At 40.8% G+C, this 21,630-nt stretch carries 17 protein-coding genes and 1 tRNA gene; 8 read left to right on the top strand and 10 right to left on the bottom strand.

Annotation, left to right across the window (positions count from 1 at the left end; translation table 11 throughout):
* Positions 1-62: 62 nt before the first annotated feature.
* Positions 63-136: transfer RNA gene (locus K1F36_RS02385), tRNA-Arg, on the top strand.
* Between the two features lie 739 nt (positions 137-875).
* Here the strand turns inward: K1F36_RS02385 and K1F36_RS02380 are convergent.
* The gene (locus tag K1F36_RS02380; protein WP_220112360.1) at positions 876-2,660 is read right to left on the bottom strand and encodes an MORN repeat-containing protein; all 1,785 of its coding nucleotides are present in this window, start codon (positions 2,658-2,660) and stop codon (positions 876-878) included.
* Between K1F36_RS02380 and K1F36_RS02375 the strand changes: the two genes are divergently transcribed.
* The 5 genes from K1F36_RS02375 (at position 2,659) to K1F36_RS02355 (ending at position 7,839) form a co-directional block, all read left to right on the top strand.
* Positions 2,659-3,669, top strand: a complete 1,011-nt coding sequence (locus K1F36_RS02375; protein WP_220112359.1) for a hypothetical protein — start codon at positions 2,659-2,661, stop codon at positions 3,667-3,669. The two genes, K1F36_RS02380 and K1F36_RS02375, sit on opposite strands and share 2 nt — an antisense overlap.
* 9 nt (positions 3,670-3,678) lie before the next feature.
* On the top strand, positions 3,679-4,017 hold the full coding sequence (locus K1F36_RS02370) for a hypothetical protein (RefSeq protein WP_220112358.1): 339 nt from the start codon (positions 3,679-3,681) through the stop codon (positions 4,015-4,017).
* Positions 4,018-4,113: 96 nt separating this feature from the next.
* Positions 4,114-5,124: a hypothetical protein gene (locus K1F36_RS02365; protein WP_220112357.1), complete on the top strand. Its 1,011-nt coding sequence runs from the start codon at positions 4,114-4,116 to the stop codon at positions 5,122-5,124.
* Between the two features lie 72 nt (positions 5,125-5,196).
* On the top strand, positions 5,197-7,155 hold the full coding sequence (locus K1F36_RS02360) for a tetratricopeptide repeat-containing sensor histidine kinase (RefSeq protein ID WP_220112356.1): 1,959 nt from the start codon (positions 5,197-5,199) through the stop codon (positions 7,153-7,155).
* A gap of 27 nt (positions 7,156-7,182) precedes the next feature.
* Positions 7,183-7,839 (top strand): response regulator, encoded by a 657-nt coding sequence (locus K1F36_RS02355; RefSeq protein WP_220112355.1) that lies wholly within the window; start codon positions 7,183-7,185, stop codon positions 7,837-7,839.
* 174 nt (positions 7,840-8,013) lie between these two features.
* Here the strand turns inward: K1F36_RS02355 and K1F36_RS02350 are convergent, their stop codons facing one another.
* A complete protein-coding gene (locus tag K1F36_RS02350; protein WP_258538907.1) occupies positions 8,014-8,571 on the bottom strand; it encodes a LysR substrate-binding domain-containing protein in 558 nt (185 codons plus the stop codon).
* Between the two features lie 33 nt (positions 8,572-8,604).
* Here K1F36_RS02350 and K1F36_RS20355 point away from each other — a divergent pair, with 33 nt between their 5' ends.
* Positions 8,605-8,667 (top strand): hypothetical protein, encoded by a 63-nt coding sequence (locus K1F36_RS20355; RefSeq protein WP_417943559.1) that lies wholly within the window; start codon positions 8,605-8,607, stop codon positions 8,665-8,667.
* A gap of 174 nt (positions 8,668-8,841) precedes the next feature.
* Here K1F36_RS20355 and K1F36_RS02340 read toward each other — a convergent pair whose 3' ends face one another.
* The 8 genes from K1F36_RS02340 to K1F36_RS02305 all read right to left on the bottom strand — a co-directional run bounded on the left by K1F36_RS02340 (position 8,842) and on the right by K1F36_RS02305 (position 17,965).
* Entirely contained in the window at positions 8,842-9,057 is a 216-nt protein-coding gene (locus K1F36_RS02340; RefSeq protein WP_220112354.1) for a cyclic nucleotide-binding domain-containing protein, read from the bottom strand.
* Positions 9,058-9,186: 129 nt separating this feature from the next.
* On the bottom strand, positions 9,187-9,438 hold the full coding sequence (locus K1F36_RS02335) for a cyclic nucleotide-binding domain-containing protein (RefSeq protein ID WP_220112353.1): 252 nt from the start codon (positions 9,436-9,438) through the stop codon (positions 9,187-9,189).
* A 179-nt stretch (positions 9,439-9,617) separates the two neighbouring features.
* Positions 9,618-11,930: a glycoside hydrolase family 3 protein gene (locus K1F36_RS02330; RefSeq protein ID WP_220112352.1), complete on the bottom strand. Its 2,313-nt coding sequence runs from the start codon at positions 11,928-11,930 to the stop codon at positions 9,618-9,620.
* Positions 11,931-11,971: 41 nt separating this feature from the next.
* Complete coding sequence (locus tag K1F36_RS02325; protein ID WP_220112351.1) at positions 11,972-13,462, bottom strand: DUF1593 domain-containing protein; 1,491 nt, start codon at positions 13,460-13,462, stop codon at positions 11,972-11,974.
* A gap of 44 nt (positions 13,463-13,506) precedes the next feature.
* Complete coding sequence (locus tag K1F36_RS02320) at positions 13,507-14,874, bottom strand: Gfo/Idh/MocA family protein (RefSeq protein ID WP_220112350.1); 1,368 nt, start codon at positions 14,872-14,874, stop codon at positions 13,507-13,509.
* A 1-nt stretch (position 14,875) separates the two neighbouring features.
* Entirely contained in the window at positions 14,876-15,469 is a 594-nt protein-coding gene (locus tag K1F36_RS02315; protein WP_220112349.1) for a gluconate 2-dehydrogenase subunit 3 family protein, read from the bottom strand.
* A gap of 4 nt (positions 15,470-15,473) precedes the next feature.
* Complete coding sequence (locus tag K1F36_RS02310; protein WP_220112348.1) at positions 15,474-17,180, bottom strand: GMC oxidoreductase; 1,707 nt, start codon at positions 17,178-17,180, stop codon at positions 15,474-15,476.
* A 68-nt stretch (positions 17,181-17,248) separates the two neighbouring features.
* On the bottom strand, positions 17,249-17,965 hold the full coding sequence (locus K1F36_RS02305; protein WP_108244287.1) for an NUDIX hydrolase: 717 nt from the start codon (positions 17,963-17,965) through the stop codon (positions 17,249-17,251).
* 461 nt (positions 17,966-18,426) lie between these two features.
* Between K1F36_RS02305 and K1F36_RS02300 the strand changes: the two genes are divergently transcribed.
* A complete protein-coding gene (locus K1F36_RS02300) occupies positions 18,427-21,630 on the top strand; it encodes a SusC/RagA family TonB-linked outer membrane protein (RefSeq protein WP_220112347.1) in 3,204 nt (1,067 codons plus the stop codon).

The following is a 21,630-nucleotide window of genomic DNA, read 5'->3' as shown; positions in this document are numbered from 1 at the left end:
AAGAAATCAAAAAAATATTTTTTACAATCGGTTACATTAGTATCTTTGCACCCGCAAACTTTGGTCGCGTAGCTCAGCTGGATAGAGCATCTGCCTTCTAAGCAGACGGTCGAAGGTTCGAATCCTTCCGCGATCACTAGAAAAATAAAAGCCTCAGAAAGTTTATCCTTCTGAGGCTTATTTTTTTTGCAAACATCTCTTTTTTAAGATAATTTAACTCATAATTTTTCCATTTTTTTAAATTTGGGTAACTAAAATGATTAAAAGAATAACACAAATTACTATCTGTAGCATTGGATTTTTCTTTCTGATTTGAATTGATGTAATATCCTCGAATATATTTAGAATATGCTTTCAAGCATAATTTGTACTGCAAACAAATAATTGATTTGACTTTCCTAAAGTCCGTACAAACCAAAGAATATTTATTGGGCAGCTGATTTTCAAATCAGCTTGTATTTATTCGGTCCCGTTTGCGGGACGAAGGAATAGCAAGAGGGTGATGGGCAAATTGCGCCATCACGGTTATTTTCGGGTATTCAACAAGTTGAAAAACCAGTTGATTGAACAGATTTTGGAATACTGTGTAAAATCAGAACCTACAGTAGACTTTTCCGAAATCTACAGTAAACCCTTTGGGAAGCCCTGTAAACACTGGAAATTTTTGACGAAAAAAATGACTCAATTTCACTAAAAAACAAAATCGCACTATGGAAAAGCAATCCAAAGCTTAAAATAACGGAATGGAGATTGGAATGATATAAAACTGAGGTAAACAGATCATTGGATTACCTCAAATGATGAGATGAGTATATCGGATTAATGCAAAGCGAATCTTGAGTAGCTCAAGCTTTTCAAAAAAGTGCTAAAGTTTTCTAGAACTCTCCGGTCAATTGCCCATCACCCCAAATACCTTTTTGTAGTATTTGATGCTCTTTGTTATAAAAAATGCCAAGTCCATTACGTTTTCCTTGTGAAAAATCACCTAAATAATATTGTCCACTAGGTCTATAGAATTCTTGACCGTAACCGTTATGCTGTTCATTAACAATTGTTCCGATATGCGCCATTCCTGATTTCCAAGAGTAAGCACCTACATGATTTCTTTTGCCATTTGTGAAAAATCCAACATAGCTATCTCCATTATCAAACTTATAGTATCCAAATCCATTCTGACAGTCACCTACACAGTTTCCCTTTGCTATTTTGTTCTTATAGTCATAGGTGAGTAAATCTTGGACTAGTTTTCCCTTTTCAAATTTACCTGCCTGTAGAATTTCTCCGCCGTTCTTTACATACCCATATCCATCTTGAAAGCCTTTTTCCCATTGCCCGATGTAATAGTTTTTACTGTTGGGCCAAGTATAAATACCAAACCCTTCCCTGAAACCATTTACAAAGTTGCCTTGATAATATCCTGTATTATCCTTGTAGAATAAAGTTCCTTGGCCATTGGCCTTGCCATTACTAAAAAAGCCTTCAATGGTATATGTCCCAAAATCAGCTTTGCCAAACCCATTGGAACAGTCACCGTTTAAACATGTTGGGGAAATCTCGTTTTTAGTTGCGTTGCTTGTACCTTCGTTGTTTTTGTTTCTGAGCTTAGTGATATCTTGAAGGAATTTCATGGATTTGGACATCAATATGGGATCGCTGAGTTTTGGGAGGTCTTTCAATTTGCTGTGGTTGGATGAATAGACGATTTCTGGAGTATTTGGCACATTGCTACCTGTTACCGTGCCATCAGTGTACGTAATGGTCCTGTATTTTACCTCATCGATGACCCATTGATATTTGGTTTCGGTAAAGTTTGATGCTCTAAATTTGGTTCTTTCAATCCAATTGCCATGTTCATCATACACATACTTGTATAAAATGCTTTCCCAAATCTTGGACATGCCCAATTCTTCCTCCAATAACTTTTTGTCATTGTATTTAAAATAACGTATATCCTTTTGATTGTAGGATTCATCTAGTTTTAGTCCATCGTAGGTATATTCACTGGAGTAGAACACCTTGCTTTCTCCATTGTTTGCTTCCGCAAGCTCATAGACGATCACGTATTTTTTGTACTTAAAGATTGCACCGTATTTTAAACCGCCAAGAACAATGTATTGACCTTCATCGTTTTCTACGGTTTCGGGTAGGTCATCCGAAATTATGCCAATGGGTGTTTCATAGATATAAAGGGTTTTATCGGACCCCTCTTGTTTACCTAATGGATTGAATTTTTTCTCTATGGCTTTTGACGCATTATCAATGTAATCATAAGTGGTAAGCTTTTCGTAATTATTATCCAGGTAAAGTTTGTCTTCTATGAGATAGCCTCCGGAATTGAACTGGAGTTCGTTTTTCTCACTGTACAAATGAGCTCCGATAGCATGATATTTGGTGATGGACATTGCTTTTACCTGTGCATCCTTGACATTAAAATTGCTGAGGTGCAGGTTTTGGGCAGACCCTTGGTAATAAAAAAAGTGGGCAAGAATTATAAATAGGGCAGGGGAAAGTCTTTTGGTATTGGTAATGGAATTCATTTTTTTGCTGGATTGATTTTCAGCAAAACTATCTGTATGCCATGCTATGCCGCAATAGGACAATTGCCCTATTGTAGGGATTCCAGGAGGCCCTAATTTTGGCTCTACCAAACTGTAGATCATGCCTAAATTGGAAATATTGCCCTTAGAACACAGAGATAAGACCAAGCTCAGGCGTCAATTATATGGCATGTTGTTATTTCCGGTAGTGGTTATCGGCATATTCTGGTTGTTTTTGTCGTTTATGTTCAATTCAGGTTTTGCAGATGATTCCGTTGGAGTCTACATGATGATAGCCTTCTCGGTCTTATTTTTTAGCGTCATAGCCTATATTATTACATCCACGGCAATCGATTTAAAACTAGGTTTAAAATCTCGGGTTTCTGGAAAGATCACCGACAAAAGGATGCATTGGGCCACAACGGGAGACAGGCCTGCTTACGGGCACAAAACAAGGATCCGAAACAGGAGGTCATATTATGTTTATATAGATGATGAGGAGTTTTCCGTGGACTATTCTTATTACTCAAAAGCCAGGGTCGGAACAGAGGTGCAGCTGGACCGAGCTCCCAAATCCGGACTTACACTGGATCTTCAAGTTTTGGGGCAAGTTGAGGATGCCCGTGTTACTCAAAAGCTTGATGAAGAAGAAAAGTTTTTGGAAAAGCACATTCCACATACTCGCTATACCCCAAAAGATTATGAAGCCTTGCACAGGGTCTGGAAAATGGAAATAAAAAAGCGTTTGGTAAGGTCCAGTCCATTTATCACTATTGGTGTTTTATTGATCATTAGCGGTTTTTGGAGCTTTGTCGTGCTATTGTTTCCAATCTGGGCCGTACCTCTTTTTCAATTTTATAGATTATATGTGGCTTACCAAAATTATAACAGGAACAAGGAAAGGTACCATAAACGTGGAGTTCCATCCATCGTCGAAGATAAATTCGCACTGACTTCCAACCGATATACCAATTCCAATCGAATCCAACTCACATCAGGACCGCTCTTGGTAAGCTCAACCCTGTACGACAAACTTTTTATTGGGGACAAAGTATTCGTTTACAAGACACAATATGGCAATCAGCCGTTGAGCGTAGTGCTGCCCAATGGTGAAGAAGTTCATTTGGTATAAAAACATTTTATGTTCGGTAGTGTGCTATTGTTGATTGCGATGTTTGGGCCAATGGTACTTTTGGCAACTTTTCTGTATTATCGTTATCCTGATACAGCTGTGAGCCGTATGAATCAATGCATACCACCGGTAATATCGGCGATTTCAGCATGGGCGCTTTGCACCAGTTGGCTTTGGTTCTACCTATTCAACCTCTATTTGAGTCTACCTGCGTTTCTTTTGGCATTGGCGTTGCACATTTATGCAACCCGGAAAAAACTGAACCCAAAGTTGCAACTCATCAATTCGGCTTTGCTTTTGGCAACATTCGTAATGGGGCTTTTAAGTTATTTCTATTTTGATATTTGACACATGCCCACCTATTCCCTTTCATTTTACGACAATTGCCCTATTGAGTTCAAAGCCATTCGATGCTACGTTTGTTCAAAACTTTAAACCAATAGTATGAAACGTATCAATTTACCCATGTTATCTTTTCTGTTGATCCTATTATGTGCATCACCAGTTGCCATTGCACAAAATGTAAAGGATTTTAAGATAAAAATGTTGGGGCCGGCCAATCTCAATTTTAGAAAAAGTCCAAAACGAATAGTCATTTCCGATTTTCAGGTCAATTTTCAAACAGCATTGCAGTTAGAGGACAAGAAAAAAGGGGGCAAAATGTGGCGAGGAGGACTAAAAGGAGATGCAAAAGCATCCTTGACCTTGGTGCTGGACGGGCTCAATATTGAAGACCTTCAACAACTTACCGATAAACTCTTTGAAGAGTACAAGGCGGAACTTATGGCAAAAGGATTTGAAATAGCTCCCATTGAAGAATTATGGAACCATAGTGCCTATGAGAAAAACCGCGAAAAACGGTGGGACTTGAAGTCTGGTCAAGGGGGAGAAAAAGGAGATGAGTTCGGTGACATAGTAATGCGTCCCACAGGACAAAAATTTATCGTGGCAAAGCAAAATATGGAGAACAAGAAAGCTGGACCATTAAAGCTTGCCAATTACGAGGAGCAGGTCGAAATGAAGGTGTCCAACCAGAAAAATGATTTTATTTTCAACAAGGTAGTGCTAAATGTTATTTCTTTTGATAATGCATTGAGCGAAACTACAAGAGCCTTGAACAGACATGCCGGGTACGCACAGGTAAAGGCCGAGACCGATTTTAAGATTGATGAATCCAGTTTCAACAGGTTTGGCATAGGGCAGATGGTGTCCAACCGTGGAGTAGAGGTTGAAGGCGTTCTTGAAAAGCAAAAATTTGATGCTTCACAAGGGGCAGATGTCGACAAGCGCGGAATGGATGCCGGGGTGTTCCATGTTTGGAGGGTAGAGGACAAGGAAGACATCAATGTTTCCGTTGTTAAATGCGATTCGGAAAAATATAAGCGAGGTGCTGAGATGGCCATTGAATCCTTTCTGGATGCCACTATCCAAAAGTTGGTGGACAAAGCAAATTAATTTTTCTGCAAAAACTTAAATTATAAAATCAATTGGATTAGTTTTAAGCACCAACCATTCCTTTTAGTTATAATGACCACTTATTACAAATTTCCAATCACCTTTCTATTCTTTTTGATATTCTCAGGACAGTCAATTTTGGCACAGGATATTAAGAGAGAAATCAAAGCACTGAAGGATACCGTCCAATTGAAGGAGGGCGGCGATAAAGTTTTGGCACTAAAAGATGTTGGAATGAGGTTTCGGTCCGTAAATATGGACAGTGCCAGATATTATGTCGACTTGGCTTTCAAGGAAGCAGAAGCATTGGATGATTATTATTACAGGGCAAGAATTTGGATGGCCTACGGTATTCTTTCATGGGATGCTGGTAGACCTAAAGAAGCATTGGAATACCATATGAAGGCTAGGCACATTTTGGAAAATTCAAAAGAATACTATGTCTTGGGAAGTCTCTATACCAATATGTCCAATGCCTATGAGGCCCTTTCTGAATTTGACATCGCTGTAGATTATCAGTTCAAAGCCTTGGAGAATTTTATTGCAGGGAAGGACAGTCTCTGGATTGCAGGGTCCTATTTGAATTTGGGAAACAGATACAAGCTGGTTCAAGAGCCTGACCTATCACTGGAATATTACCAAAAGGCATTGGAAATGTACGGGAAGATAGGAAACGATTATTTTGTGGCAATGTCTTATAATAGCTTGGCTGCGGCCTATCTTGAAAAAAAGCAGTTTGATAAAGCATTTGAATATGCCAAAAAATCATTTGAGGGCTATAACACCATCGGTGCGAGATTGGATACAGGGTATCCGTTGACGAACATGGCCTTGGCAAGTTGGGCGCTTGGAAATTTTGATGATGCTGAATTTTTTTATAACCAGGCCATAGCTATTCAAGAGGAAAGGGGAGAACGTTTGGCACAGGTTTCCTTAAAAAACGATTTGGCCAATATCTATCTTGAACAGGGAAAAACCAATCGTGCCGAAAACTTGGCTTTGACCACATATCAAGAAGCAGATTCAATAGATTACCTTCCAGGTATTGATGTGCTTTCCAAAACGTTGTCCCTGATATATGAAGAAAAACTGGATTTCAAAAAAGCCTATGTTTATCATCAAAAACATAAGGCGGCAAGAGACAGTCTTTACTTTGCCGAAAAAGCGAGGGAAATGTTCAACCTTAAGGAAAAGTACGAGTCGGAGCAGAAGCAAAATGAGATTCTGCGCCAACAAAAAGAGTTGGCAGAAAATGAACTAGCTCTGAAAAACCGTAACAATATGTTGATTGGCAGTGGTGGTTTGATGGTGATACTTTTGGTAATAAGCTTTGTTTTATTTAGAGAACAAAAATTGAAAGCAAATAACTTTGCTAGAGAAACCGCACTGCAAAAGGCCATGGCAGAGGCCCGAGCACAGGAAAACCTTAAGGAGCAACGTTTACGTATTGCCCGAGATTTACACGACAATATTGGGTCTCAGCTCACATACCTCACCTCAATAACCGATTCGGCAAAGCGCGGAATACATAAGGGAGAAGTATTTTTAATAGAGAAACTTACCCAAATGAAACAGTTTTCACTCGTTACCATTTCAGAGCTCCGGGATACCATTTGGGCCATGAACAAGGATGAAATCAGTTTGGAGGATATCAAGGAGCGTACCCAGCAATTGGCCGCGACCGTTCATGAGGCAACGGATGATAAGATCAATGTGAAAATTGAGGGAACCCCGAACAATAAAGTGCTCAATGCCTTTGTGGGGATGAATCTTTTTAGAATCATTCAAGAATCCGTAAATAATGCCGTAAAACATTCAGGGAGTGAACATATTGAAGTCCGGTTTACTGATTTTGATAAAATGGTGCAGATTGAAATAGAGGACTTTGGAAAGGGTTTTGATACATCAAAGGAGTCGACAGGGAACGGACTTCATATAATGAGGAACAGGGCCGAAAAAGCCGGCATTTATTTCAATCAAGAAAGTATAATCGATAAAGGCACCAAGGTAACGTTGCAGGTAAAGACATAATTTTTTCACTTCAAAAAGTATAGGACCATGAGCAAAATCAAACTGGCCATAGTGGACGATAATACGTTCTTGGCTCGTGCCATAAAAGAGAAATTAGAAGATTTTGAGGATTTGGACATCAAGTACATGGTCTACAACGGTAGTGAGTTGCTGTCCAAATTGGAAAAGAACCACAACCTCGATTTGGTACTTATGGACATAGAAATGCCTGTTTTGGACGGTATTGAAACAGTTCGTATCGTAAAACAGAAATATCCCCATATAAAGGTGCTCATGCTTACCGTTTTCGATAATGATGAGAATATTTTCAATGCGATCCAGGCCGGCGCCGATGGATATTTGCTTAAGGAAATTGAAGGACAAAAGTTGTACAATGCCATTTCCGAGACCCTAGGGGGAGGTGCGGCGATGAGTCCTTCAATCGCTGTAAAGACACTCAAATTGTTACGATATCCGGAAAAGCAAGAATCACTATCCGTACAGGAAGAGGATATTTTGCTAAGTTCCCGTGAAAAGGAGGTATTGGAACAACTGGCGGAAGGGCTAAGCTATACCGTGATTGCCAAAAATCTATTTCTCTCACCTAGTACGGTTAGAAAGCATATCGAGAATATTTATAAGAAGCTTCAGGTCCACAACAAGTTAGAGGCTGTTCAAAAGGCCAGAAGACAAAGCCTCATATAATATACTCAAACAAACCTTTGAATTTATTCATGGGCATGAAGGATTAAATTATTAAGAATTGACAAATAGTTAATATTTTATATTCAAACTATGGAAACCTCTGCTGAAACATGGGGTCCGCGGAAATAGTTCGATTTTTTCTGGCCATCCTTTTAAGCTATTATTGTGGTTAGATCAAACATTGGTAAAGTCTTCGATCCAACTGAATTTTTTCTGAATGATATTTTCCTTTCTATCTTTTAAATAATTTAAAAACGCCACAGCTACTGGCGATAGGTTTTTCGATTTCAGCCAAATGAGATTCCAGGTTGTAGTGATGGGCAGACCTCTCACAGGAATTATTTTCAATTCATTGTTTTTAAGGGCATTTTTGTTTCCTATAAGGGGCATGATCGAGCAGCCCAGCCCAGAGATAACAGCTTGTTTTACCGCTTCATTGGAGGTGAGTTCCATCTTTTTGTTTACCGAGTAATTGTTTTTCTCAATGAACCCCTCCATGGCGTTTCTGGTGGCCGAGCCCGGTTCCCTGTAAATCAACGGAATTTTTTCAAACAGATATTTTTTGGATACCGTTTTTGGGAATTTCCTTTCATAATTGCTCACATAGAACAGTTTGTTGGGCATAAGCTCCACGGTGTCCACTTTTAACTTTTCCAGCATCTCGGACAAAAGGAGAAGGCATAAATAAAAAAGAAGGATACAAATGAGCGAGAACCCAAGAAGCTCTATCAATGTCAAAAATGTTTGACGGTATATGATAATGAAGTGGGAGATTCAAAATTTGGTATCGAGCCCAATACAAAATTTAAGGACGTACCCGAGGAGTAAACTTGCTCCGTGTGTGGTTCAAAAAAGGTGGCTTTTGAACCTGTTGAACTGTAGGCGGAGAAGTGGGGTTTTACTTGGGTTTTCAGAATATTATAAAAGAGGAAATGGATTTTTGTAAAAAAAAACTCAGGATAGATAATTTGAAAAATAACCTTGCTCAAAAAAAGTGTCAATTCAATTTTTGTCCTTCATAAGTCTGGATAAGGTTTCCGGTCTTATGGCTAGGTAGGAGGCAAGGTGTTTTCTCGGAATCCTGTCCATAATTTTGGGTTTCATGTTCGCCATAAAAAATTCAAGCCTTTTGCGAGCATTTGGAATCCTTGCCAAGTATACCCTTTGCTCTGCCAATATGTAATATTCTTCGAGCAAAATACGATTGATGTGCCTCATTTCCGGAAAATGGTTTAGGCAATATTTGTAATCCTCATATTTCAGGTAATCGCAATACGTATTTTCAAGGCTCTGTATGTATTCCTCGCTTCTTTGATTTCTAAAGAAGCCAGTTATGGAAGTAAATACTTAATTTTCAGAATCAATCCAAGTGGTGATTTCCGACGAATCACTTACAAAATAACCACGAACCATTCCTTTTTTGATCAGATATAAACAATCACAGATTTCACCGGCCTTATTGATGAACTCATTTTTTTCAAAGGAACGACTGTTGATTTTCTGAGTAAGGTAATTCTTTAACTCTGGGCTCAAAGGGTAAATGGAATTGAGAAAGGAAAGGATGTAAAGGTTTTTCTTGGGATTTTCTTTGGTGAGCATTCAAAAAATTGGTTTGGTTTTCAGTGACTTTAGGCGGCGCAAAACTAATGTATTGTACTTTAATTATTTTTTTCTCGGGGTTAAAATCACAGATACACGATAAAACGTTTTTGATGTAAAATTTTAATTAAAAAAGGTCCCCAAATAATTGAGGACCTTAAAGTATCTTGCTCGACTATCTATTTATATGCTTGGATTCTTTCATCATCAATTACTCCACTCCAATTCAGCCCGAAGGAAAAATCGTAGGAGTTGCCATTAGTGTCGGTGTAAGGATCCATATCTCGTGGAACATCTTCAAATTGTTGCTCAACGGTCAACATATCTTTTGGCATTTGAAATGGTAGCAAAGCTGAAGGTTCTACTTTGCCCGAAACTATGTCCATTAGGGCTTGGTCCTGAACGCCCATGTGTACCAATATGGCATCAGCAGACGATTCAATTTCTGCAAAGACCAGGGGTTTGGCGACTCTCACTATAACTACAACAGGTTTGTCTCCCATCTTTCTTTTTGTATCGGTCACCAAACTCATATCGGAAATATTTATGGATGTGGTCGTTTTACCATTGTAGGAACGGTTGTCCACACCTTTTTCCAGCGGACTTCCAGCCGCTATGCTTTGTTCTCTTGCATTGGTTGCGGTATAAGTACCGTATTGCAAGCTTATGGGAACGTAACCATTGCCACCATTTTCGGTGTCAGCGACATCGTAACCTACCCCACCATTTGGGTTTTCAATACCAACAAGGGCAAAATCAGCTTCATCGGGATAGTCCACTACCTCAAAATACTTGGCGACCACTTCCATGTTAAAGGGATGTTCCGTGCGTTCTTCGGTAGCTACCCCGAACCAATTTACTGTGGGAGCTACATAACGCTGGGGCACATAGACTTTTCTCTTGTTCTCCACAGGAAGTGTTTTTTCATTGTTTTTCAGCATCACTATGGATTTGAGCTGCGCATTGTACCCTGCCTCCATGAATTCTGAATTGCCAACGATTTTTTCTGTTTGTGCCACATCTAAATAAGGATTTTCAAAAAGCCCGGTTCTAAATATGTTCTTCAGCAAGCGGACAGCAGAAGTTTCAAAACGTTTCCGCATGTATTCTTCTCCATGTTCCTCAACCCCCATTTGATAAGCTTCTATAACTGGACCCATATCGTTGTTGCCCCCAAATTGGTCACAACCAGCTTCGATAATTTTATAATGTCTTTCAGCAACGCTCAAATTTTCTACACCCCATGGCTTGCCCCTGAACTCATATACATTGGGCGCATCGCCAGTGATGCCCCAATCGGTACAGACGACGCCATCATAACCATACTTTCCACGCAAAAGGTCAGTAATCAAATATTTGTTGTAGGCATTTCCAACGTTTTCCCCGTTTTTGGTATCCTGCTCGTATGAAATGGTATAATAGGGCATTACGGCAGTTGCCATTTTGGTTGGCCCTTTTAAGGCAAATGCACCTTCTGTAAAGGGCTTTAAGTGATCTTCCAGATTTTTTCCGGGATAAACGGCATAGGACCCATAGCCAAAATGTCCGTCACGACCACCTTCTTCCGGTCCGCCACCTGGCCAGTGTTTTACCATGGCATTGACACTTTGCATGCCCCAATCGCCATTTTCCGATGCTTGAAAACCTTCCACATAGGCACGGGCCATATCTGCCGCTAGCTTTGGGTCTTCTCCCATGGTGCCATCAAAACGGGACCAACGTGGCTCTGTAGCAAGGTCGATTTGAGGGGAAAGCGCAGTTGCAATTCCCAATGCCCGGTATTCTTGGGAAGCGATTTTCCCGAACTGTTGCATTAAAGATGGGTCAAAACTAGCTGCCAGTCCCAATGTACTGGGCCACATGGAAATTTTTCCGCCCGCACCCGCATTGAATTCTGCATAGGAATCACTGCCATGTCTTGGGTCTGAGCTCGTGTTTATTGGAATACCCAACCCGATACCTTCAACCATCGCTTGTGCATTATTGTTCCATTGTGCAGATACTCCTGGTGATTCAACGCTGGTAATCAATACATGACGTAAATTATCTTCGAGCAAAAATTTCTTCTGTGCATCAGAGAGGTCACTAGGTTTAGCGCCACTTTCTTTATAGGGTTTTCCATTGTACGTGACTGCACCAAAAAAACTGTTACCTCCCCCGGGAATGGATTGGTGCGCGCTGTACAACATTAATCCAGCTATTTGCTCCACACTCATTTTTGAAGCAAGGTCTTTGGCTCTTTCATCTGCCGTGAGCCTCCAGTCTTCATAAGGATCAAGCGTGCCATTTTTGTTCAGGTCTTTAAATGCCATCTGGTCAACGGTCAAGATTGAGACACCAGAATCTTGACTATATCCGAGGGTTGCCCCATTTTCATTTTTTACAAGGTTGAAACCTTCTTTGGTTTCTTCTGTAAATTTGGGACTGCAACCCACAAAAATTGTTGCTAGGAACAAGCTGCCCAGTTTGAGGTTTTGTTTTAAAGTATGCATATTGTTATTTAGTTTTATGTGCTCAATCAGAAAATTGAAAGTTAATTAATTTCAATGATTACCCGCTGGTATCTTGTCAAAGCAGGAAATCCGGTATCCGTACCTTCTATTATCACATGGTATTTTTCACCAGCCTTTGCTGTTTTTGGAACGTCTACTTTGGCTTTATCCATATTCAATTCAATCTGTACCGTACCATCTCCTGCCTCCGCATAGGGCCAAACTTTAAAATAAACAGGATGTCCGTCTACATCCTTTCCGGATATGTTCAGCGTAACTGTTTCCCCTGCTGCTGAGACTATTGTGTTCCCCTCCATTACAGTAACCTTGGGTGGGTGATTTGCTTCGGAAAATGATTTAACGCACCAATCCGCCCTAGCCGCGAAATCCAATTGCATAGGCTTTATCCATCGGGTCTGTGGATAGCTTTTGTCCATTTCTCCTGTTTCTGGATTTAGGTCGGAAGCAGCTTCCCCGTCTTCATATCGGTATGGATTTTCTGTTGATTGTACAAAACGACCGCTCCAACCACCTCTGGACGGGTCTTCGTAGTTGTCCAATCCCACATCTACCAAATGCAGGAATGCCGGCGAGTCTCCTTCGGATATAAAATCATATTTGGAAAAGCTGCCCCGTTCGGTATTTGTAATTTTGGAAATGTCACCTTCAAAATGATTGGGATCTCCTTCTTGTTTTTGTCCATCCCCGTAGGAATAGTATTTTTTAAAAAGCGAACCATGGTCATTTATGATGTTGGGGCCCATAAAACTACCTTCCAAAAAAGGTTGTTGGCTTTTTGGAACCACTCTTTTCCATGGATAGGCAAAGCACCAAAATTGGTTGGCATTGTAGAAAATACGGATTTTGGGCCAGTTGGGTCCTATATAGTTTTTATAAGTAGCATCTTGGTCCATTATGGTGTAGATAATGGCTTTTTTGGATACTGTCTCTTTGATTTCTTCCCAATTCTTATGGTTTGAATAATCTTCCTCAATAGATTTTAGGGCACGGGCAATGGTGTTAGTTCCTCCCCAAGCTTGAAGAAATATTTCCCGCGGATCATCGTCCAATAATTTTTTTGCAATCCATTCAGAACCTTCGGTACGCTTGTCCATTTCACCTTCAAAATCGATGTTGCCCACCTTCACCAATGCCAAAAGTGCTTCTGCTGAAGGATAATTCTTGTCGTGCAAAAGAAGATTTGGGTGAACTTTGGCATATTCAGCCAATAATTCTTCCATCCAAGTGGTACCGGGCCATCGCAATTCGCTCCGCTCTCCATACATGTTTCGGGTCATTTCCATTTCCGATACCATGGTGGTGCCTTTGCCATCTCCCTTCCAATGCCACATGGAACTGGAGTAGATCAATCCTTCGGTATCGAACTCATTGGTGTACATCAAAAAGCGGATAAAGGTATCCACATCGTCGATTTCACCATCTGTGGTTACAATGGTTCGTTTATTGTTTTGCTGGGCCGGGCATATGGTGCATAAACAAATACAGAAGAGTAGGAGGCTGATATTTTTCATAATATATTCAGGTGCCACCGATTGACACAACTTATTAAAGTTTTTTAAATGGATTCGAAAGGGTGCTTCCATGGCCCTCTATACGTATTCTTCAGTAAACTCGAAGCTTCGGCATCATTGATTATCGCCTTTTCTTGAGGATTGTACGCCAAGGGTCGTTCCAATTTCATGGCAAGATTGGCCATGATGCAACTGGCCGTTGAAATATGGCCCTGTTGTACATCTGCCACAGGTAGTCTATCATTTTCTATGGAGTCCAATAGGTCCAACATGTGTCCTCGGGTAGCAGGTGCGGTATGTAGTTCAATATCTTTCTCTTTTAAATCTTCGGGATACTTTTCACGTTCGTAGACCACTTCTTTTTTTATGGTTTTTCCATCTCCGTTGGGAATAAATTCATACTGATGAACACTTCCTTTAAACGTACCTTTTTCACCATAAATGAAAAATGCCCATGGATAATCTGGGTCCGTCGGATTGCCCCAGCTACGATGCTGCCATACACAGTTTAGTTCATCAAATTCAAAAATGGCTGTTTGGGTGTCGGAAATATTGGCGATGGAATCCTTTTGAACATAGATTCCCCCAGTAGAGCTTACTTTTTTGGGCCAACCAAGGTCAAGCATCCAACGTACCGCATCCAACATATGAACACACATATCACCCACAATGCCATTACCATATTCCATAAAGGCACGCCAACTTCGGTGAGGCAGCCCAATGTAGGGGCGGAGTGGGGCAGGTCCCGACCAAAAATCATAATCAAAATAATCTGGAACTTCTTGTACGGGAGGGTTAGCGTTCCATCGCATGTGATAATAACAGCACATTTCTACATGGGATATTTTTCCCAATAGCCCGGCATCGATGATATTTTTCTTGCCCTCTATCAAATGTGGTGTACTTCTTCGTTGGGTACCTATTTGTACTTTTCTTCCAAGTTTCCGGGCAGTGCTCAAAATAGCTTCGCCTTCCAAAATATCTAAACTAATAGGTTTTTGTAGATAGAGATGTGCTCCGGATTCCATAGCTTCAATCGCCTGTAGGGCATGCCAATGGTCTGGACTGCCAATCAAAACTATGTCCAAATCCTTTTCAGCCAGCATTTTACGATAGTCGTGGTACAAACGAGGTCTTTTTCCGGATGATTGCCTTTGTGCCACCAAAATGGCAGCCTCCTCGAGATGTTTTTTGTCCACATCACAAAGTGATACCACTTCTACATTGGCCACTTGAATGAGTTTGAAGAGGTCGCTTTTACCGTACCAGCCACAACCAATAAGCCCGACTCTCCATTTTTTTTGAGCATAGATCAAATCAAGGCCGTAGGCACCAAATGTTGAGAGTGCCAGAGCTGCCGTGGAACTGGCCAAAAACTTTCTTCGGTTGATATAAAAGGGTTTGGAGTCCATATTACAGACTCCATTTGTTGCCTACCTCACTTAAAGGGATGCAACCGTTATATCCCCCTGGTATGGGATCATAATTCAAAACATTTTCACCGATTTCTTGCGAAGTGAAATAGCCCCAGAGCGCCGTTGATTTTAAGGAACGATAGAAACCTACGGGTTCAGGTTTACCCACGGTGGTTCCCCACACGCCGCTTCCGAATTGTCCTGAATTCTCTTCCGCTTTTTGCAAAACCTTGATTTGGTCCGATTCGGAGAGGTTTACAAAACTGTCACCAAAATCCGCAATGCAATCTTGATTGAATTTTTCTATTTCTTTCCTTACATGTTCCTGAGCATCGGTGTCATAAAGATTGGCGTAAACCTTATCGATGAATATATCCGTTTTTACATCGAGTGCTCCAGGAGTTTCGGTTCGTGGCAATATCATATCCACGATTTTGGAGACGAATGCTGCTTCATCCATGGTCAAAAATATGGGTTGCCAATCCATTCGGGCCTCATTTTTACATGATTGTAACAATGATAGCAAGGACGGGCCAGAAACGGCTAATGCGGCCATACTTCCTGTAAATTTTAAAGCTTTTCTACGGTCCATGAGGTTAAATGTTGAATTTTTTAAGTTGTTCTACAGCATGATTGGTGGCACGAGCGGTGAGGGCCATATAGGTCAATGATGGATTCACACAGGAGTTGGAGGTCATGCAAGCCCCATCGGTAACAAATACGTTTTTCACTGAATGAATTTGGTTGGTGCCGTTCAAAACGGAAGTTTTTGGGTCACGTCCCATTCGTGCAGTTCCCATTTCATGAACTCCATATCCAGGTTCGTGCTCGTTATCAAAACCAATTATATCTTTTACACCAGCTTTTTCCAACATTTCCACAGCATCTTCCTGAATTTGTTTGTTTTGGGCCAGTTCGTTTTCCTTGTATTCGCAATCAATGGATAGGGTAGGTTGCCCCCATTTATCGGTGACTTCTTTGTTGAGGAAAACCTTATTGTCATGATAGGGCAAACATTCGGCAAATCCAGTAATAAAGAATTCCCAAGGTCCCGGTTTCATGATACTGTCCTTATAATCACCTCCGAATTCCTTACGGTTGGCAGCTTCACTGTTGCCCATTCGGTATCCTCCACCTTGAAAACCAAAACCTCGAAGGAACTTGTCGGTTTTTGATTTTTCATCAATGTTCCAGTAGCGCGGAATATAAATGCCATTGGGTCTACGCCCACTATAATATTTATCTTCATAGCCTTCAACTTTTCCCAAGGCCCCAACACGATAAGTGTGATCCATAAGGTTGTGGCCCAGTTCACCACTATCGTTCCCCATTCCGTTCGGAAAACGATTGGAGGTTGAATTCAGTAAAATTTGCGTTGTACTCAACGTTGAGGCATTGCAGAAAATGATTTTGGCCTTGAACTCAGCGTCCTCATTGGTCTCGGCATCAATGATGCGCACACCAGATGCTTTTCCTGTACTTTCATCGTACATTATGGATTGTACAATGGAATAAGGCCTAAAAGTAAGGTTTCCTGTGGCGTTGGCAGCTGGAAGAGTAACCGCGTTGCTGCTAAAATAGGCCCCGTAGGGGCAGCCTCGACTGCATCGGTTCCTGTATTGACATTGCCCCCTACCGTTCAAGGGCTGGTTCAAGTGCGCAACTCTTCCTATGATCATGTGCCTTCCCGGGAAATCCCTTTCAATACGTTTTTTGATGTCTTTTTCCACACAGTTCAATTCCATGGGCGGGAGGAAGTGGCTATCCGGCAGTTGTGGCAAGCCAAGAGCTTCACCGCTGATCCCTGCAAACTTTTCCACGTAGGTGTACCATGGCTCTAGGTCTTTATAGCGAATGGGCCAATCCACACCATGACCATCTTTGGCATTTGCCTCAAAGTCCATCTCGCTCCAACGATAGGTCTGTTTTCCCCAAAGTAGGGAGCGACCGCCCATTTGGTGTCCCCGTATCCAAAGAAATGGCTTAACCTCTGTGTACGGGTTTTCTTTGTCGTTGGCAAAAAAATGTTCGGTGTCCTGGCCTATAAACCCAGACCTTATAGCTTTATAATGTTTTTCCTTTTGATCTGGTGTAAGCCCACCGCGAAGCTCCATGTCCCAAGGATCAAGATTGGCAGTTTTATAGTCGGTTGGATGTTCAACAACAGGGCCACGCTCAAGAACTAAGGTTTTTAACCCTTTCTCACAGAGTTCTTTGGCAGCCCAACCACCGCTGATTCCTGAACCGATTACAATAGCGTCGTAGGTATGCTTTGGGTCGGCATCAATATTAAAATTTGGCATTTCGGTATTTAGTTTAGGTTTTAAAGGTTATAATTTTTGCTCAATTCTAATGGACGTTGTTCAATGGGTTATAGCTTTTCTATTTTTTCTTTATCAAAGCTATAAAGGTAAGGTGCTTTGTTGGCTGCTCCGGTATAGAGTTTTTCATGCCTTATAAGGATGTCCATACTTAGAATTTTACGTTGAAAAGTAGTCCGTCGAAGTTTTTTGTCCAAAATGGCCTCGTATACTTTTCGTAATTCTTTCATGGTGAATTTTTCGGGCAACAGGTTGGTTCCAATAGGTTTTTTACCGAGGTCAGTCCTGATGGCCTCCAATGCTTTTTTTACGATTTCCTCGTGATCCATCATCAAAGGAGGAAGGTTATTGATGCTATACCAATTTATGGAATCGGAGAACTTGTTAGGTGTTGGACGAACCTCATTGTAGTTGATCAAAGAGTAATATCCTACGGTAATGAACCTATCCAATACCCAGTGATCATCCGGCATCTCATAGCCCAGGCCCTTGGCAATCCTTTTAGATGGTTCAGGATTGGACCTGTTCAGCTTTCCAAACGTATGGAACTGCTCCAAATGAATTGTTTTGAGGCCCGTACGCCTCATAATACCCTTTTTAGCGGCATCCAATAAGTTTTCATCTCTTCTAATGTAGCCTCCAGGTAATGCAAATAAACCTGTGTTCTGGTATTCGAGAACCAAAATTTTTAGTTCTTCCCCTGTGAAACCAAAGATTACGGTATCAAAAGAAACGTTGGTTAGGTATTTGTTTTCTGAAGGCAACATATTGTAAACATCGCAAAATTTACACTAAAAAAATATAAAAATAAAAAAATAGGGGCATTATTGTATCAAATTGATACAATATAAAGGGGAGACACTGAAATAATTACTGAACATGAACTATAATTTAGTCAGGAGTTTATTTTTTTCTAATGATTGCTAACATTTTTCAGACAGGAGAAGAGGTATATTATAATTGTAACATAGGTGGACTAATTTGTTTGTTTTTTGTTTTCTGTGCAGATGAATATTTTATTACCCTAATTGACATCCCGCTGTACGCCCAGTATTATTAACGTTTTTTTAGGATTACCAGATTTATATTTTGAAAGTATGGATTTTGTCATATTCAATATTTACTGTTAAAATATTGCCAATTATAAAAAAATAACTATTATTGTTCCTGATTGAGACAATATGCACGGTCGAGATCATTAGAAATAACTAAACTAAATAGACTATCTATGAATCAAAACAGAATTCAAGTTTTGACAAGGTTGTCTGGTGCCCTAAAGGCTTTTCAGACATTCTTTTTGTCAATGACAATGATGTTGGTGGGTGGATCTGCGTTTGCAGCGGCCCCGGACTCGGGTGATGCTACTTCGCCCCCTTACCAATTAACCATAACGGGTACGGTTGTGGATAATTTTGGAACACCTTTGCCAGGTACCAATGTTATTGTAAAAGGTACCACTAATGGAACACAGACAGATTTTGATGGAAACTACTCCATTACTGCAGCTTCCGATGCAACTTTAATATTTTCCTATGTAGGGTTTAAAACCATAGAAATTCCGGTAAACGGTAATTCTACTATGGATGTGACCATGCAGGAAGATGCCGCTGCCTTGGATGAGGTAGTTGTAACGGGTTATGGTACGCAGACCAGAGGTGAATTGACAGGTTCCGTAGGAACGGTTGATGTTGCCGAGGCTACCAAAACGCCTGTGGTCAACGCAGCAGAGGCCTTACAAGGTAGGGTTTCGGGTGTTACCATAACCAACAACGGACAGCCAGGATCTGCTCCTGTTGTTCGTATTAGGGGTTTCGGTTCTGGTAACAGTAACGATCCGCTTTACATTATTGATGGTGTCCAAACGGATGACCCTGGTATATTGAACTCAATAAACCCAGCTGACATCCAACAGATGAACGTACTTAAGGATGGTGCCGCAGCTATTTATGGTGCTAGGGCATCAAACGGGGTTATTATCGTAACTACCAAAAGTGGTGGATATAATTTGGATAGAGCAAGAGTATCTTTGGATATGTACACCGGATTTTCCGTGGCTACCAATTTACCTGAAATGTTGACGCCTGCCCAGCATGGACAAATGATTTGGCAGAGTTTTTTGAATGATGGAGTTACTCCTGAACATGCACAATATGGGAATGGGCCAAGTCCAGTTGTTCCCGATAAGGTGCAAGGTGTACCTGTCAGTATGACTGTTAGGCCAGGAGGTACCGATTGGGTGGACGAAATCTACAGAAGTGCCATTACCCAAAATGCTTCCATTACATTGGAGAATGGTAACGAAAAATCCAAGTTTCTATTCTCTGCCGGTTATTTGAACCGTCAAGGTATCCAGATTCATACAGGATTCAAAAGAGGAAACGTAAGGTTGAACTCGGAGTTTAAAGTCGGAGATAGAATCCGAATAGGGGAACACGCAAATATTTCATTTGATAGAAGAAGTGGAGGGCAATCTTGGTTCAATTTTGCACAAAGAATGTCTCCATTGGTACCTGTATATGATGATGAAGGTAATTTTGGAGGCAACTATAGTAATGATGCGAAGTTGGGTAACCCCAATAACCCTGTTGCGGAGGCAACCCGTCAAAAGGATGATTTTGCTAAGACTTTCCGGGTTTTCGGTGATATTTATGCAACTGTTGATATTTTGGACGGATTGCAGTTCAAAACCTCATTTGGTGGATCTATCAGGGCTTATAACGATAGACGTTTCAGAGCGTTGATTCCAGAATCTTCTGAACCAATTGCTACGAATACCTTGACCGAAGCGGACCAAGATACTTACGAATGGGTTTGGACAAACACGTTGAACTATAACAAATCTTTTGGAGATCATAGTATCAATGCCCTTATTGGTATTGAAGCATTGGACAACCATGGTAAAGGGAAGGAGATTTCTAGAACCGACTATTTTTACGAAAGACCTGATTATTATTTATTGAGCAATGGTGGTGGTGCACCTAACGTGGCTTATGCCTATGACAATGCATCATCTTTGTTCTCAGTGTTTGGTACGGTCAACTATGACTACGATGGCAAATATCTTTTGACCGCTACGGTTCGTCGTGATGAATCTTCAAGATTTATTGGAGACAATAAGAGCGATATATTCCCTTCGTTTAGTGGAGGTTGGGTCGTGAGCAACGAAAACTTCTGGCCAACTGATTCCTTTATGAGCAGATTAAAGTTGAAAGGATCTTGGGGACAGTTGGGTAACCAAAGCTTACCAGTGGACAACCCAACAGTAAACTTCTCTATATTAAGTGAGCAGTATGCAAATTATGCCTATAATGGAAGTGCTGCAGGTATAACTCAGGGGGCAATACTGTCAGCTGCTGGGAATCCAGATTTAAAATGGGAAACTTCAGAGACCACCAACTTTGGTATTGAAATGGGCTTCTTTGACAATAAACTGAACTTTTCAGCAGAATATTTTACCATTACGACCAAAGATTTGATTAATCAAGATGGTAGCTTATATAGTTCTACAGCTTTGGATGCAGCCCCTCCTTATGTAAACTTGGGTTCATTTAGAAATAAAGGTGTGGATGCCACTTTAAGCTTTTCAGATCAAACCGATTCCGGCTTTAATTATGGTATCGATGTTAATTTTTCACATTACAAGAACGAAGTACTTGATTTAATCAGTGCTTTCCAAACAGGATTTGGTGGTTTTAGAACTACAGGAACTGTAACCAGAACACAAGAAGGTCAACCTATTTCCTCTTTCTATGGTAGAATTGTGGATGGCATCTTTGCTTCTGAGGCCGAAGTGGCCAATGCACCAAGCCAAGGGTTTGCAACCAATGCTGATGGTGTTGGTAGATTTAGATACCGAGATATTAATGGTGACGGGACTATAAATGATGATGACAGAACTTTTATCGGTTCTCCTCACCCTGATTTCACTTATGGTGTTAACTTGAGAATGGCATACAAAGGATTTGATATGTCTGCATTCTTCCAAGGTTCACAAGGTAACGATATATTCAATAATGATAAGGTATACACCGATTTCCCTTCTTTCTTCAACGCGAATAGAAGTGTGAGGGTATTGGATTCTTGGACTCCGGACAACTTGGACGCTGAATTACCTGCACTTAGCCAGAGTATTACAAACAATGAAGGTGCGGCAAACTCATTCTTCGTGGAGGATGGTTCCTATATGCGATTGAAAAACCTACAGATAGGTTATACTTTCGACGAAGAGGTTTCAAGCTATTTAGGAATGGACAGTGTTCGTTTGTATCTTCAGGGAACCAATTTGTTTACCATTACAGGTTACGATGGAGTAGACCCAGAACTACAGCCTAGACTTGATGGGGGAGCTATAGACAACCTTACTATAGGGGTTTCGGACAACAACTACCCTTTGGCTGCAATTTATTCCTTTGGAGTTAATCTTAAATTTTAA

The organism is Flagellimonas abyssi, from assembly GCF_019457905.1.
Taxonomy (GTDB): Bacteria; Bacteroidota; Bacteroidia; order Flavobacteriales; family Flavobacteriaceae; genus Flagellimonas; species Flagellimonas abyssi.
This window is presented reverse-complemented; position numbering and strand designations above follow the sequence as displayed.

Coding starts and splice junctions, on each gene's coding strand:
- K1F36_RS02375 (WP_220112359.1), top strand. CDS start 2,659: ATGCCTAAATTGGAAATATTGCCCTTAGAACACAGAGATAAGACCAAG.
- K1F36_RS02380 (WP_220112360.1), bottom strand. CDS start 2,660: ATGATCTACAGTTTGGTAGAGCCAAAATTAGGGCCTCCTGGAATCCCT.
- K1F36_RS02370 (WP_220112358.1), top strand. CDS start 3,679: ATGTTCGGTAGTGTGCTATTGTTGATTGCGATGTTTGGGCCAATGGTA.
- K1F36_RS02365 (WP_220112357.1), top strand. CDS start 4,114: ATGAAACGTATCAATTTACCCATGTTATCTTTTCTGTTGATCCTATTA.
- K1F36_RS02360 (WP_220112356.1), top strand. CDS start 5,197: ATGACCACTTATTACAAATTTCCAATCACCTTTCTATTCTTTTTGATA.
- K1F36_RS02355 (WP_220112355.1), top strand. CDS start 7,183: ATGAGCAAAATCAAACTGGCCATAGTGGACGATAATACGTTCTTGGCT.
- K1F36_RS02340 (WP_220112354.1), bottom strand. CDS start 9,057: ATGAGGCACATCAATCGTATTTTGCTCGAAGAATATTACATATTGGCA.
- K1F36_RS02335 (WP_220112353.1), bottom strand. CDS start 9,438: ATGCTCACCAAAGAAAATCCCAAGAAAAACCTTTACATCCTTTCCTTT.
- K1F36_RS02330 (WP_220112352.1), bottom strand. CDS start 11,930: ATGCATACTTTAAAACAAAACCTCAAACTGGGCAGCTTGTTCCTAGCA.
- K1F36_RS02325 (WP_220112351.1), bottom strand. CDS start 13,462: ATGAAAAATATCAGCCTCCTACTCTTCTGTATTTGTTTATGCACCATA.
- K1F36_RS02320 (WP_220112350.1), bottom strand. CDS start 14,874: ATGGACTCCAAACCCTTTTATATCAACCGAAGAAAGTTTTTGGCCAGT.
- K1F36_RS02315 (WP_220112349.1), bottom strand. CDS start 15,469: ATGGACCGTAGAAAAGCTTTAAAATTTACAGGAAGTATGGCCGCATTA.
- K1F36_RS02310 (WP_220112348.1), bottom strand. CDS start 17,180: ATGCCAAATTTTAATATTGATGCCGACCCAAAGCATACCTACGACGCT.
- K1F36_RS02305 (WP_108244287.1), bottom strand. CDS start 17,965: ATGTTGCCTTCAGAAAACAAATACCTAACCAACGTTTCTTTTGATACC.
- K1F36_RS02300 (WP_220112347.1), top strand. CDS start 18,427: ATGAATCAAAACAGAATTCAAGTTTTGACAAGGTTGTCTGGTGCCCTA.